Raw genomic sequence first — 13,176 nt, 5'->3', positions numbered from 1 at the left:
CAGTTGATAAACTTGCGGAAAGCACGGGTTTTAAAACCGCAGTGCTATTTCGTAAATTGTTTAAGAGTAAATACGGTAGAAATCAGAACCATTAGTATAAAAATTTTAGTTAGTAGCTAAGCAGCAGTGAGGAATATTTCTAAAATGGTGAATTAAAGCTGTGCAGCTTTTTTTTGGAAATCTATTAACTTTGTGAAGGACTCGTATAGAATCTATAACTAAAGAACATTAAGTTAAAAGGACAGACTTTTGCAAAATCGGAAACTTAAAATTGGCATCGTGGTTGGGGAAGTATCCGGGGATACATTAGGCGCCAAGCTTCTCCGTAGTTTTCGAGAGCAAGGGATCGATGCGGAATTTGAAGGCATTGGTGGTCCGCAAATGATTGCAGAAGGCTTTAACAGCTATTATCCGATGGATATTTTATCGGTGATGGGGATTGTTGAAGTCTTAAAAGATATTAAAAAACTCTTTGCTGTACGTGATGGTCTGGTTGAAAAATGGACTGAAAACCCTGTCGATGTTTTTGTAGGGATAGATGCACCGGATTTTAATTTGCGTTTATCTAAGAGCATGAAGCAAAAACAGCTACCAATTAAAACAGTGCAATATGTCAGCCCTTCAGTGTGGGCATGGCGACAAGGCCGTGTGCATGGCATCAAGGCGAGTATCGATTTAGTCCTTTGTTTATTTCCTTTCGAAAAAGCATTTTTTCAAAAATGGCAAGTTCCGGCTGCATTTGTCGGACACCCATTGGCAAGTCAGTTGCCTTTAGATAATCCACTCGTTGCGGCTAAACACGAGTTAGGCTTAGATGAGCATCAAAAACACATTGCATTACTTCCGGGCAGCCGTCGCGGTGAAATTGAGCGTTTGGGGCCTTTGGTACTGTCCGCCGCACAGATTTTGACGGAGCAGCATCCAGACTATGTGTTCCTGATTCCTGCAATTAATGATGCACGTAAACAGCAAATCGAATTGTTGCTCAAGCAGTACCCTGAAGCATTACAAGCCAAAGTTCGCTTGATGGAAAACACCGATACCGAATCTAAAATTGGTCGTCAGGTGATGAACGCATCGAATATTGTCGCTTTGGCTTCGGGTACAGCGACTTTAGAAGCGATGCTTTTACACCGCCCAATGGTAACCTTTTATAAGTTAAATTGGCTGACCTATCATGTGGTGAAATTGCTGATCAAAATTCCGTATTATTCATTGCCAAATATTATTGCGGGCAAAAAGGTGATTCAGGAACTTATTCAACATGATGCAACACCTGAAAAATTAGCAGCAGAAATTGAAAGCTTAATGGATGTTGAAAAATCGCAAATTCAAGTAATGCAGCATATCACCATGCATAAACAACTGCTTTCAGGCAACAGTGAAAACCCTGTGGAAGCGATTTTAAAGCTTTTAAATTAAACCTTTAAGGTCACTCATTTTTTGCGATCTGATGCTGCTGTCGATACTGGCTCGGGGTTAGATCATAAAACTTTTTAAAAGTTTGGCTAAATGCCGTTTCAGATGAGTAACCGATACGATGGGCAATTTGCTGAATAGTCAGTTGCCCCGTTTGTAAGTGCTGTGTTGCTAGTCGCAAACGATGTTGCTGCAAATAGGCGAGTGGTGATTCACCGAGCATTTGAGTAAATAAGCTGGCAAATTTAGAACGCGACATACAACATTGTTCTGCCAAACTTTCGACGGTCCAAGCATGCTGCGGTTTTTCATGAATCGCGGCTAAAGCATTGGATAATTCAGGATGACTCAAGGCATGCAACCAACTGCTTGAATCTGACAAGGCTGCAATATAATCACGCACACATTCGATAAATAAAATACTCACTAAATGATCCAAAATTTTGTCGCGGCCTGGACGGATCTGATGCGCTTCAACTGCCAGAAAATGTAAGCCAATTTGCAACCATTCCGGTGCGGTACTGCTCATGATATGTGGTGTATGTAACAGCGTGGGGAGTGCATTTACTAAAGGCTTTGCCATAATGCTATCGACATGCCCACGGATCGCGAGTACAAATAATTCTTCTACTTCTGGAGATTCGGCAGAATTTAATTCAATGATTTTATTTCGTTGCTCTTGAAACAGTGGCGTGATGTTCACTGATTCGACCAAGACATCAGACTGTATAGATTTGCAGTGGTGGTTTTGCCCTGAGGGAATAAGGCAAAGATCGCCAGCTTCAAGCAAAACCTGCTCTTGATCTATATGCACAACACACTGACCTTGAATCACCACATACGCAACCATGGCATTGTGATCTTGAAAATGAAAAGCCCAAGGATGCTTTGATCTCAAATAAATATATTCAGATCGGTGGAGATGAATATCATCAAAAATTTTACTTAAAGCATCCATATTTCAAATATTTACTCATATTAATTTTGTACTTATTGATGGTCACTATGTGTTTAAAGGTCAACATTTATCCTTAAATGCCAAAGACGATCGCATAGTTTTTTTGGACGCTTAAAACTGTTCTGGCTGCCCATATTTTACGAATATAAACACAGAAGAAGTAATTAGGGAAGTCTAGCGCATGAATGCACCAGTAAAATTAAATGAACAGCAGCTCGCTCAGTTAGAAAGCAAAATCGGTAGTGTTTTAGATAAAAAACGTTATGGTTGGCTATTGAGTCCAGGTTTACCAGTCATTGGTATGGGGATTTTGGCGGGTTATCATTTTGGTCCCAAACCGACAAAAAAACTATTTGCCATGGGCGGGCCGCTTCTACTGCATGTCATTATTCCTGCACTGGATGCACTGATCGGTGATGATGCCAATAACCCGACAGATGATGACATCAAAGTTTTAGTGAATGATCCCTATTATGATCGTATCGTCAAACTATTTATTCCACTGCAAATGGCAGCGAATGCTTTTGCAGGCTATGTGGTTACCCGTAAAGATGTTTCATTATTAGATCAAGTTCTACTTGGGATTTCGATGGGTGCCATCAATGGTGTTGGCGTAAATACAGCACATGAACTCTGCCATCGACCACATAAAAAAGACCATTATTGGGCACATGCGACGCTCGCACCTTTAGGTTATAGCCATTTCCGCATTGAACATCCTTATGGGCACCATAAACGTGCGGCAACGCCTGAAGATCCTGCATCTTCAAAAATGGGTGAAACCTTTTATGAGTTTTGGCCACGCACGGTATTTGGTGGAATTAAATCGGCGGTGCAGATTGAGAAACAACGCTTAAAACGTAAAGGTTTAAGTTTCTTTTCGAAGGACAATGAACTGTTTCATGGTTGGGCGATGAGTGCAGGTTTTCATGCCGCGATGCTGAAAATGTTTGGTAAAGGCGTGACACCGTATTTAGTTACACAGGCCTTTTATGGAATCAGCCTTTTTGAAATTATTAATTATATTGAACATTATGGCCTGAAGCGTGAGCAAAAAGCGGATGGAAGTTATGCGCGAACCATGCCTGAACATAGTTGGAATAACAATAATATTGTGACCAATCTATTTTTGTATCAATTACAACGACATTCAGACCATCATGCATATCCGACTCGCCCTTTTCAGGCATTAAGACATTTTGATGAAGCGCCAGAGTTGCCTAGCGGCTATGCCACTATGCTAATTCCTGCTTTAGTCCCCTCTATTTGGTTTAAGATGATGGATAAACGGGTCTATGATCACTATCAAGGTGATTTAACTAAAGCCAATATTCATCCTAAACGTCGCGTAAGCCTTTTTAAAAAGTTTGCGGTTTCAGACGTTTAAATCGAATACCTGATGAGAAGAATCCCAAGCTTGTTTGCTTGGGATTTTTTATTGTGCGTATTATTAACCGATGCTACGCAGTAACATCAGAAGCGCACGTTGATTCAAATAAAAGAACGATACACGGTAACATCATCCGCAATTGTTTGAGACAAGACTTATTGTAATCAAAAATGTTTCTGCGATACTTTGAATAATTAGACGTTAGTGAACGAGTTTTGTCGGTGAGGTGCATTGCACCGCAAGATGGTTTCCTTGCGAAGCTTCGCTTCTCATTTTGCCGAATGAGAAACAACGTTTCGTAAGAGTATCTCCAGCCGAAGGCTAAGATCTTTATTCAATCCTTAGATGTATGACTCCGTCGAATAGACTTAAAAATCATCTTTAAAATGTAAAAGTAATTCTACGTGCGTAACATCATTTAAAATCCCAAATTTTCTGTTTAAAACTTAGTCATTTCTTAAGACCACCAATAGCGCAAAATGTGGAAAAAAATCGGTGCTGAAAAGCAGATGGAATCAATTCGGTCGAGCATGCCACCATGGCCTTGGATGAGTTGTCCCCAATCTTTTACACCACGATCGCGTTTAATGGCTGACATGACAAGACCACCAAAGAAACCGAATATACAAACAATAAAACCAATACATGCAGCCTGTAGATAGCTAAAGGGTGTAAGCCATGACATAGCAACACCTAGTGCAGTGGCTAAAGCAATGCCTCCGATTAAACCCTCAACGGTCTTAGATGGTGAAAGTATCGGTGCGACTTTGTGTTTTCCAAATAGCTTGCCACAGACATATTGTAAGACATCGGAGGCTTGTACCACCATGATCAGCCAGATCGCTAGCCAAATTTTTTCACCTTCAAATCCGGGAAGTTTAAGATTTAATAGCGCAGGCACATGCGAAATACAGAATACGCTGATCATCAGACCCCATTGAATTTTTGAACTGCGCTCTAAAAATCGCGTGGTATCTTCAGCTTTGAGTGTAGCGATAGGGATAAGAAGAAATACATACAGCGGAATAAAAATAGAATATAACCCATACCAGTCGATATACACCAAGTAATACTGGTATGGAATGACAAAATAAAAAGCGATCAATAAAGGAAGATAATCACCGCGACGGGTTGGCAGTAAACTGATAAATTCACGTAAAGCAAAGAGTGAAATCAACGCAAACAGGATCACAAAGGCAATTTTGCCTAATGAAATTGCTACACCAAGTACCAACAACATGACCCACCATGCATTGATCCGCGCATTTAAATTGTCGATAACTGGTGCAGGTGCATAACCCGCTTTAAATTTTAGTATTGAGCCAATGGTTGAGGCAATAATTAAAATAACTGCAAAGATACCAAACAATACATAGGTCATTTGCGCATTGGTGAATTCCATTATTGATACTCCAATGCTTTTAACTTGAGTAGTTCTTCCTGAGCGTAGTTTAAAAACTCAGTTTTACTCTGTTCATTATGGGCTTCTAAAGGTTTGCCAAAAATAACGGTAGATAATAATGGCAATGGTATAAGCGCGCCTTTAGGCATGACACGTTTTAAATTTGAGATCCATACCGGTACGATTTCAACATCAGGAAATTGATTTTTGAGATGAAATAAGCCGCTTTTAAACTCTAATAATTCAACGTCATCATTTAAATTTCGAGTACCCTCAGGAAAGAAAATAATTGAGTCACCTTGCGCTAAAACGGTTTTGATCGGTTCTAAGGGATCTTGATTTTGCTCTCGATTTCGTTGAATAGTGACGCCAGTAAACGTGTCTTGAATGAGAAAACGTCGAAAGCCATCTTTTAGCCAATAATCCGAAGCCGCTACAGGACGCGTCTTCCGTCTGAGATCTGTCGGCAGTGATGACCAAAGCAAAATAAAGTCGATATGGCTATTATGATTTGCATAATAAATACGCTGTTTCATAACCGGTTTGCACCCGACCCATAGACTCCGCGCGCCCGTGAGCAGCCGCGCCCCACGACGAGTGAGAAAGGCAATATAGCGAGCAATTGAACGGCTTAAAAAATTACCTTTCATTGGTGAGTGAGCATTCCCTGAAGTGTCTATTGGATTTGGCATGGCTTCAAATTATTGTGAATTATTTATACAGTAAAAATATGCAGATGAATGCGATGTATTGCAAGCAAAGCACAAATATCTGCCATTTAAATAAAGCCAGACAACCTAATTCACGCAGCTCCCATGCGCGACCACATTTCTTTGCAGGCATTAATTTTAAGTTTATTAAACTTAAGTCCAGCTCCTTGGTGGTTTGTTCAAGGTTTTGAGTTTGGCTGTATTCAGCGACAGTGGCTAAAAGTGCCGAATCAAATTTGATTCTCAGGCTTAAATAATGTTGTATTCCGAGCAAAACTAGACAAATTAATATATATAGCAAATCGAATAGCATCACATTACCAAACTGGATAATGAGCCAGAGCGTGAGGATCGCTGCTACATAAGCTGAAATGAGCAATCCAGTGGTGGATTGTAACAACTTTGATAGCACCACAAGTTGTAAATTCATGGTGCAAGTCCTTTAAGTTTTAAACGATAAGTATTTAAATGTTTTATTTGAGGTGCTTTAAGCACGACCCAAGGACGGTTATGGCGAATAATCCGTAAAACATCTTCGACTGAATATTCAGGATGTTGTTTCAATAATAATGCGGCAACTACAGCACTACTTCGTGAATATCCCAAAGCACAGAAGACCAAGATGTTTTGTGCTTCATCATTGTTATTAGATTTCAAGAATAGTTCTAAAGACTCTACAGCATTATGTAGCTGATTGGCCTGTAAAGGAATCAGGTCTAAACTCAAGTTTTGGGCATATGAGCACTTTGGATAAGTGGGTAATTCTGCGCAACAATCGAGTAAAGCATCATATTGCTGCATGACGTGTTTGGACGGATAGCGACCTAAATAAATATAACTCTGATTGATTTTGATGATTTTAGAATCTTCAGGATGGCGATAAGTCCAGATTCGGCTATTGATCCAAGCAAATACAAAGTAAGGCGCAAACAATATTTTTGCAGCAATGGTCATATCACCATGACTGAGTTTTTGAAAAAAATGCGGTCGATTGAATAAATATGCAAACGAAACTAAAAGCAGACTGCTTGCAGGATAGAGCAGCCAAAGCCACCAACCTTTTGCATGTGCGATTGCGCTACAAAATAAGGCAGCAAACAGATAAAGGATCCCGATTTTAATGTGCTTTAAGCTTAGCCGACTTTGTTTATTTTGAACCCATGGCGCAGAGCCAGCCATCGGGAATAGCCATAAACATAAGGCACCGACCAATAAACCTGTTGGAATATCTATAAAATGGTGCTGCCAAGTGGTTAGAACTGAGAGACCAATCAAAAAGGACCAACCATCTACCAGATATTTTAGTTTGCCTGTGCTATGCCGACGGAAAAAATCCCAAAGTATCACCAGTAGCACAATGTGCAGGGAAGGTGCTTGATTAAACGGTTTATCAAAGCCCATCAAGACATCAAACCATAGGCCGAAAAAACCTGTGAGTTCGGGGCGTTCAAAGCTAAAACGTAGCGGGAAAATTAAAAAGCAGCTGATTGAAAGGATTTGTGCCGAAAATAGTCGCAGGACATGTTGTTTTAATTCAAACTTATTCCAACAAAGTAATAAAGACAAACCATAGAACAGATCAATCGACCAATAAGGCACAATACTCCATGGCCAAAGTGGAATATATTTTTCCCATTTAAAGACGATAACAGGTACAGACGCTAAACCCGCAGCGTATTGATTGGCAAAACCATAACTTAAGAAGAAAAAAGGTGCCAGAAATGCCAAACACAGTAGGCCGTATTTCCAAGTTCCTGTATCCGTATCCAGTTTATGCATAAGATTGACCATCCAAGCTTAAATTTTTTGTGCAACGGAAACTGTGAAAATACCAAACTCATCAATGACTTGATCGACTTTCTTGAAACCGGCTTGCTCAACCAAGGCATCCATTTCTGCTTGTGAGCGCAAACGCATGACCCATGCATCTCCTTGGCGATGTGAGGTCAGGGCACGGGCGATAAACTCTTGTTGCGGATGCCAAATTTGACCCGTGTAGATGAGATAACCATTTTTCTCAATGGCCTGGCTTAAGCCGGATAAGGACTGTCTAAGTAAATCATTATCACTAAATAATTCGTATAAACCTGAGACCACGGCTAGAGTGGGTTTAGGTTCAACACTGGCTAGTGATGTGGTATCAAATGCATCCGCTTCTACAAATTTGGCAATCTGGCTTAAACCTCTTTGCTCAATCATTGCTTGACCCGCTTGTACATTGATCGAGCTATAGTCTCTAAGCAGGATGGATTCAGGCTGTTGAGGCAGTTTTTGTACAGCATCTAAAATATATCGGCCATGGCCTGCAGCAATATCCATAATCCGTACCGCGTGTTGGGCATCATTTAACTTAGAAGCATATTTCGTTAATAGCGCTTCAATATTTTGTTTTCTAACGCGAATACCACGCCAACCAATTGCATTTAAATATTGTCGATCGATGATTTTACCCAGTGCATTTTGGCTTTCTGATTGATCTCTGTAGACAAAATCTAAGGTACTGCCGGAGTCATATCCTGTCTCTTCACCAATTTTTAAACCTTTAGAAAAGAGACTACCAATTTTAAGATTTTGTTTGGTTAAGCTCCAAAATGCATGTTTTAAAGAATGTTTTGGAAGCGTTGAACTTAAGTTTTCTGCAACAGCACAGCTTGGGCCAATTTTATCGGCATCTAAAAGTTTAGGTGCGGAATAGGGTTGTTTAAAACATTGTTGAATAAAGCGATGGATTTTATCTGTGGCGATTTTGCGATGTTTTTCACCCAAAGTATCATGATAAAAACCATCTAAGACGTGAAATTCCTTCAATGGATGAGGGAGTTTTTGATAAAACGCCAATTGGGGTTTTTGATGCACCACGTAGTCAGATCCCGAACATAAAACCTGTGTAGGAACAAAAATATTTTGTGCATCTTTAACGATTCGATCTGAGGCTGCATATAGCCCCAGCAGCATACGGACCGATATGGCCCGAGCGATTTTCGGGTCAGTGTCATAACTCTGTGCACGTGCAGTATCGTGCGTCAGCATTTTGGCTTTGACATAACTATTAATAAAAAAGTTGCCAGCGAATTTGTTGAGGAGTGTTAAGCCGGGTTTTGCAAAAGGCACATAGAGTTTGATGTCAAATGCAGGCGAGGCAAGGCATAAAGCACGGATTTTAGGGGCATAATCATGCACCCATGTCGCGGCTAAAACAGCGCCAACGCTTTGAGCTACAATTGCTATATTTTCTGATCGGATTTGGTAAGTCTGTTCAATATGCTGAACAAAATATTGAATGTCTTGAACGCATGCGGAAAAACTAGGAGCATCACCACGTTCACCTGGGGTATTGCCATGGCCTCGCGCATCCCAAGCGAAAAAATCAAAATCAGGCAAATTCAATTCATTGACCAAATGCGCCATTCGTCCCGAATGTTCATGGCCACGATGAAATAAGATCACCGCTTTTTTCTTACGGTTGCTTTTTAAACTGCTATTTTCCCAATGTTGATAAAACAAGAATGTTCCATCATGGCTCGTAAAGGTATGCTGAGTATTGTTATACATTGTGTTGTTCTCAAAATAATAAATCGACTGACGATCTAAACTGAAATTTATTGTGGGTTGATAATGCTATTTTTAATGCGGTTATAAATCGTGATAAGTAATAAAAAGATGATAATAATCAAAATACTATTGCAAATAAGAGACAATGTATTTAAACCGAAGTTAAATATAGAAGAAGTCACGATCACGATACAGATGATGCTAAATACAAAAGCACGGTCACTTTTTCCCATTGGACCATCGTAGCGACGTTCTTGACCCACTAATGGCGCCATCACACCTGTATATTCAGCAAGTATGGCGAGAAAACAGGTCAAAATTAGCAGTTCGGCTTGAATAAAAGCAAAACAAATTAAACTAAAATAGAGTGCTGAGTCGGAAATCACATCACATAATTCATTATAAAAAGCACCGAGTTTGGATTGTTGGTTGAACTCACGTGCCAGCATGCCATCTATGGCATTGAAACCCATACGAATAAGCATCCATACGGGGAAAATCAACAGTAAAATACCAATACCGTTGTGAGAGAAATAGATATAAATAAAAAATGCCACAGCTAGCGAAATGAACATTGCCAGTAGGGTTACTTGATTTGCTGTAATACCAAGATGATGAAGTGATTTAACCAAAGGTCGAAGCAGTTTTTGAAATGCGGGTTTAAGTTGGTAGATCGAAGGCATATTATTGTTATAGCGGTATGATTTGCATGAATTTTATACGCTTGATGCTTAACTTAACAAGAATTTGAATGTTAAAGATTGTCACAAGGCTGACGATTCGCCTGTATAACGCATTAAATTTTCTTGTGTGGTGCTTGCGACTAATTTTCCATCTTGCCACATTTGCCCATGAGTAAGCCCACGTGATTGCGAGGTTCGAGTGGTATTCATGTCATAGAAAATCCAATCATCCACCCGAAAGGTATGATGAAAATACATCGAATGATCAAGGCTGGTTGCGATGAGTTCAGGAGACAGATAATTTAAACCATGTGTTTTGAGCGCCGCAGAATATAAATTATAGTCTGAATAGTATGCTGCAATGGCCTGATGTATATGAAGTTGGTCAAATTGTGCATCCAAGGCATCATGGAGTTTTAAATATTCTGCATATTGATTTTGATTTAAGACAGAAGCTTGACAGGAAGGTGGCCAATCTGTGAGCACGTATTCAATTGGTTTAGATATAAGCTGAAAAGGCTGTAAAAATGTGGCCAGATATTCAGGTGAAATAGATGATTGGATTTGCGCTTTATGGAATTGCTCTTCTTTGAGCATACTTGGTGGAAACTGTTGGATCAGATCTGGTTCGGGTATTTGATACTCCATACCCGTTTCGTTTTTCATATAGGACAACATCACCATATATATTGGTTTGCCATGCTGTATGGCGGTCACTTGTCGTGTAGAAAAACTATGGCTATCACGTAAATTTTCGACTTTATATAATACGGGATGATTTGCAAGACCCGCAGAAATAAAGTTGGCATGTAAAGAGTGGAGTGGGAGTGTGCAGGTAAAGGATGCACTGACTATGCTCTGAGCAAGTAATTGCCCACCAAAAATATGGTCACCAAACAGAGGTTTGCTCTGTGCCAAAAAGTAGCCCTGATCTTTGGGAACTACAGATAATAATTGGGTGAGGTCTTGAGTCAGCGTTGTCATATTTTTTTGAAATTTTTGCTTTGTTTAAATGTATTCAACTCAAACTTATTGCACAAGTCATGTTCTTGAAAAATATAAAAGTGTTCGCCGGTCTTTCTAGAATAGGCTTATAATCGAGTTTTCCTAGTTGTCCGAATGGAATGACGATAAAGCAATGACACCTGCATGTAAACTCTTAAAATCTAATAAAATCGACTTTACAATTCATGAATATGATCATGACCCAGAAGCAAAAAGTTTTGGTTTAGAAGCTGCGGAAAAACTTGGCTTAACGGTCGAAGAAGTCTTTAAAACATTGATGGTTACGGACGATAAAAATTACTTTGTTGCCGTATTGCCAGTTGAATATCAGCTAAATTTAAAAAAAGTGGCCACAGCATTTGGCTGTAAAAAACTCAAAATGGCTGACCCAAAAGATGCAGAGCGTTTAACCGGATATTTGGTAGGTGGTATTAGTCCAGTTGGACAGAAAAAACGCTTAAAAACTGTGATCGATGCTTCTGCACAGAACTTAGCTAAAATCTATGTGAGTGGCGGTAAGCGTGGTTTGGATATTGGTTTAAAACCTGAAGATTTAGCAAAAGTTTTGGGTGCAAACTTTGCTGATGTGATTGATGTTTAAGTGCGGTTTTTGACTACTTAAATTTAAGTGAATTTAGAGGGAATACCTCCCACTTATAATCTATAAAATAACAGAAGCCGCATTGAGCGGCTTTGTGGTTCGATGTCGCATCTTAATTGGGGATATTTGAAGGAGAAATCACACATGAATATTCGAACTCTCCGGGTTTAGTCTCTTTAAGTAAGTTTTCCCAAGAACTATTCTTTGTTTTAATCCAACTATAAATATCTTCATAAAATTCAGGATTGAGATTAGCTTTTTGAATATATGATTTATTTAGAAGAAATTTTGTCATCAAACACATTGAATTCAGCTCAATTGGATTTCTATTTTTTTCTAAACTAAAATTATTTTTGGCTTCAACTTCGTATTTTCTCAACATAGTTGCTTTGAGTAGTGTTGATTTAAATAATTCCATAGTTAAATCATTAGGAGGTGTTTGATTCGCTAAGGCAAAGAGATTTCCATCAATTCTCAACATAGACGGGAAAAAATTTGCCTGTACATCTAATTCTTGCTGAGGAGACGGTGAAGATTTACATCCTGTTGTTAAAATACTGCTAAAAATGAGAAAACTTATAAACTTTAAAATTTTGTTATGCATCTAGGTGAATTCCTTGTTCAGCTAAAACTTTTAACATTTTAATCTTGGTTAATTCGTATTTTGTACATACTAATACGGCTCGTTTCACTTCAACTGATTATTTATAATTTGGAAGTTCTAGCTAAGACTACACTTTTGTTGTTTCGTTTTTAGCTTTGAGTAACGAAAATGTATGTAGTCGCAGAAGTAGAATTTAGTAAAACTTCATGTTAGAGGTTAATTCATTAATAGTGCTTAATTATATTTAAATGTAAAAATACCTATAAAAAATAGGTATTTAAAATCCGACTAAAACAGTTGTATTTTAATTTAAAAGCTGTAATTTGAAAGAGCGATCTAATAAAGAGACAACAAAATGCCTTATTCAAATACTAAAGCGATTATTGAGCAAATCTATAATTTTGTATTAGAAAAACACAGTTTAGCATCTAAAAGTCGATTTATGCAGTTATCGATCTTCTTTAGAGAATTGCATGAAGGGGATGACTCAAAATTTACCGCAGATAGGTCTTTTTATTACAAAGGAATCTTTAACAACAAAGAAAAAAGTATATTTGCAAATGCTGCACCTGACTTTTTTGATAAGCACAAGTTTTTGGATTGGGTTGTTAAATCAATTGATTGATTTCAACCAAATCGTTGGAGTACATAATTCATGCTGTATAACCAGTCTGAATAGAAGATATAGATCAGAAATCAGTAGGTGTTTGTTATGAAATACATGCTAATTGGCAATAAGGATGTATGGCCAGTATGGTGTTAGTAAAGTCTTCAATGATTAAAATTTAACTGCACATTTAGTTCCTTGATTTAAATAAAAGCTTGGTTAAAAGCAGAATATAAAAACCCATG

13 protein-coding genes are annotated in these 13,176 nt (G+C 38.7%); 4 read left to right on the top strand and 9 right to left on the bottom strand.

Annotation, left to right across the window (positions count from 1 at the left end; all coding sequences use genetic code 11):
- Window positions 1-249: 249 nt before the first annotated feature.
- Window positions 250-1,422: a lipid-A-disaccharide synthase gene (gene lpxB, locus FTU29_RS03115; protein ID WP_180120305.1), complete on the top strand. Its 1,173-nt coding sequence runs from the start codon at window positions 250-252 to the stop codon at window positions 1,420-1,422.
- 10 nt (window positions 1,423-1,432) lie between these two features.
- Here lpxB and FTU29_RS03110 read toward each other — a convergent pair whose 3' ends face one another.
- Complete coding sequence (locus tag FTU29_RS03110) at window positions 1,433-2,377, bottom strand: AraC family transcriptional regulator (protein ID WP_180120303.1); 945 nt, start codon at window positions 2,375-2,377, stop codon at window positions 1,433-1,435.
- Window positions 2,378-2,558: 181 nt separating this feature from the next.
- Between FTU29_RS03110 and FTU29_RS03105 the strand changes: the two genes are divergently transcribed.
- Entirely contained in the window at window positions 2,559-3,764 is a 1,206-nt protein-coding gene (locus tag FTU29_RS03105; RefSeq protein ID WP_180120301.1) for an alkane 1-monooxygenase, read from the top strand.
- A gap of 460 nt (window positions 3,765-4,224) precedes the next feature.
- Here the strand turns inward: FTU29_RS03105 and FTU29_RS03100 are convergent, their stop codons facing one another.
- The 7 genes from FTU29_RS03100 to FTU29_RS03070 all read right to left on the bottom strand — a co-directional run bounded on the left by FTU29_RS03100 (window position 4,225) and on the right by FTU29_RS03070 (window position 11,098).
- Window positions 4,225-5,169 carry a phosphatidate cytidylyltransferase gene (locus FTU29_RS03100; RefSeq protein WP_078191012.1) on the bottom strand — a complete coding sequence of 315 codons (945 nt, stop codon included), beginning with the start codon at window positions 5,167-5,169 and terminating at the stop codon, window positions 4,225-4,227.
- Complete coding sequence (locus tag FTU29_RS03095; RefSeq protein WP_180120382.1) at window positions 5,169-5,819, bottom strand: lysophospholipid acyltransferase family protein; 651 nt, start codon at window positions 5,817-5,819, stop codon at window positions 5,169-5,171. Before FTU29_RS03095 ends, FTU29_RS03100 begins: the two co-directional genes overlap by 1 nt.
- Before the next feature lie 61 nt (window positions 5,820-5,880).
- Window positions 5,881-6,309 carry a hypothetical protein gene (locus FTU29_RS03090; RefSeq protein WP_180120299.1) on the bottom strand — a complete coding sequence of 143 codons (429 nt, stop codon included), beginning with the start codon at window positions 6,307-6,309 and terminating at the stop codon, window positions 5,881-5,883.
- Window positions 6,306-7,658 (bottom strand): phosphatase PAP2/dual specificity phosphatase family protein, encoded by a 1,353-nt coding sequence (locus FTU29_RS03085; RefSeq protein WP_373423557.1) that lies wholly within the window; start codon window positions 7,656-7,658, stop codon window positions 6,306-6,308. The genes FTU29_RS03090 and FTU29_RS03085 overlap by 4 nt, the downstream gene beginning before the upstream one ends.
- 18 nt (window positions 7,659-7,676) lie before the next feature.
- A complete protein-coding gene (locus FTU29_RS03080) occupies window positions 7,677-9,431 on the bottom strand; it encodes a bifunctional alpha/beta hydrolase/class I SAM-dependent methyltransferase (protein ID WP_180120295.1) in 1,755 nt (584 codons plus the stop codon).
- A 47-nt stretch (window positions 9,432-9,478) separates the two neighbouring features.
- Window positions 9,479-10,114, bottom strand: a complete 636-nt coding sequence (locus FTU29_RS03075; RefSeq protein WP_180120293.1) for a CDP-alcohol phosphatidyltransferase family protein — start codon at window positions 10,112-10,114, stop codon at window positions 9,479-9,481.
- 81 nt (window positions 10,115-10,195) lie between these two features.
- Window positions 10,196-11,098, bottom strand: coding sequence for an acyl-CoA thioesterase II (locus FTU29_RS03070; RefSeq protein WP_180120291.1), 903 nt, complete (start codon window positions 11,096-11,098; stop codon window positions 10,196-10,198).
- A 154-nt stretch (window positions 11,099-11,252) separates the two neighbouring features.
- On the opposite strand from FTU29_RS03070, the gene ybaK reads away from it, so the two are divergent.
- Window positions 11,253-11,720: a Cys-tRNA(Pro) deacylase gene (gene ybaK / locus FTU29_RS03065; RefSeq protein ID WP_180022788.1), complete on the top strand. Its 468-nt coding sequence runs from the start codon at window positions 11,253-11,255 to the stop codon at window positions 11,718-11,720.
- Between the two features lie 112 nt (window positions 11,721-11,832).
- Here ybaK and FTU29_RS03060 read toward each other — a convergent pair whose 3' ends face one another.
- Complete coding sequence (locus tag FTU29_RS03060; RefSeq protein WP_180107185.1) at window positions 11,833-12,324, bottom strand: hypothetical protein; 492 nt, start codon at window positions 12,322-12,324, stop codon at window positions 11,833-11,835.
- Window positions 12,325-12,679: 355 nt separating this feature from the next.
- Between FTU29_RS03060 and FTU29_RS03055 the strand changes: the two genes are divergently transcribed.
- Window positions 12,680-12,949 (top strand): hypothetical protein, encoded by a 270-nt coding sequence (locus tag FTU29_RS03055; protein ID WP_111884321.1) that lies wholly within the window; start codon window positions 12,680-12,682, stop codon window positions 12,947-12,949.
- Window positions 12,950-13,176 lie beyond the last annotated feature (227 nt).

The organism is Acinetobacter sp. YH12086, assembly GCF_013419345.1.
GTDB lineage: Bacteria > Pseudomonadota > Gammaproteobacteria > Pseudomonadales > Moraxellaceae > Acinetobacter > Acinetobacter amyesii.
The sequence above is the reverse complement of the archived record's forward strand: the minus strand, read 5'-3'. Positions and strand labels throughout refer to the sequence as shown.

What these genes read in the sequence shown, in the direction of transcription:
- FTU29_RS03110 (WP_180120303.1), bottom strand. Translation starts at nt 2,377, where the DNA reads ATGGATGCTTTAAGTAAAATTTTTGATGATATTCATCTCCACCGATCT.
- FTU29_RS03105 (WP_180120301.1), top strand. Translation starts at nt 2,559, where the DNA reads ATGAATGCACCAGTAAAATTAAATGAACAGCAGCTCGCTCAGTTAGAA.
- FTU29_RS03100 (WP_078191012.1), bottom strand. Translation starts at nt 5,169, where the DNA reads ATGGAATTCACCAATGCGCAAATGACCTATGTATTGTTTGGTATCTTT.
- FTU29_RS03095 (WP_180120382.1), bottom strand. Translation starts at nt 5,819, where the DNA reads ATGAAAGGTAATTTTTTAAGCCGTTCAATTGCTCGCTATATTGCCTTT.
- FTU29_RS03090 (WP_180120299.1), bottom strand. Translation starts at nt 6,309, where the DNA reads ATGAATTTACAACTTGTGGTGCTATCAAAGTTGTTACAATCCACCACT.
- FTU29_RS03085 (WP_373423557.1), bottom strand. Translation starts at nt 7,658, where the DNA reads ATGCATAAACTGGATACGGATACAGGAACTTGGAAATACGGCCTACTG.
- FTU29_RS03080 (WP_180120295.1), bottom strand. Translation starts at nt 9,431, where the DNA reads ATGTATAACAATACTCAGCATACCTTTACGAGCCATGATGGAACATTC.
- FTU29_RS03075 (WP_180120293.1), bottom strand. Translation starts at nt 10,114, where the DNA reads ATGCCTTCGATCTACCAACTTAAACCCGCATTTCAAAAACTGCTTCGA.
- FTU29_RS03070 (WP_180120291.1), bottom strand. Translation starts at nt 11,098, where the DNA reads ATGACAACGCTGACTCAAGACCTCACCCAATTATTATCTGTAGTTCCC.
- ybaK (WP_180022788.1), top strand. Translation starts at nt 11,253, where the DNA reads ATGACACCTGCATGTAAACTCTTAAAATCTAATAAAATCGACTTTACA.
- FTU29_RS03060 (WP_180107185.1), bottom strand. Translation starts at nt 12,324, where the DNA reads ATGCATAACAAAATTTTAAAGTTTATAAGTTTTCTCATTTTTAGCAGT.
- FTU29_RS03055 (WP_111884321.1), top strand. Translation starts at nt 12,680, where the DNA reads ATGCCTTATTCAAATACTAAAGCGATTATTGAGCAAATCTATAATTTT.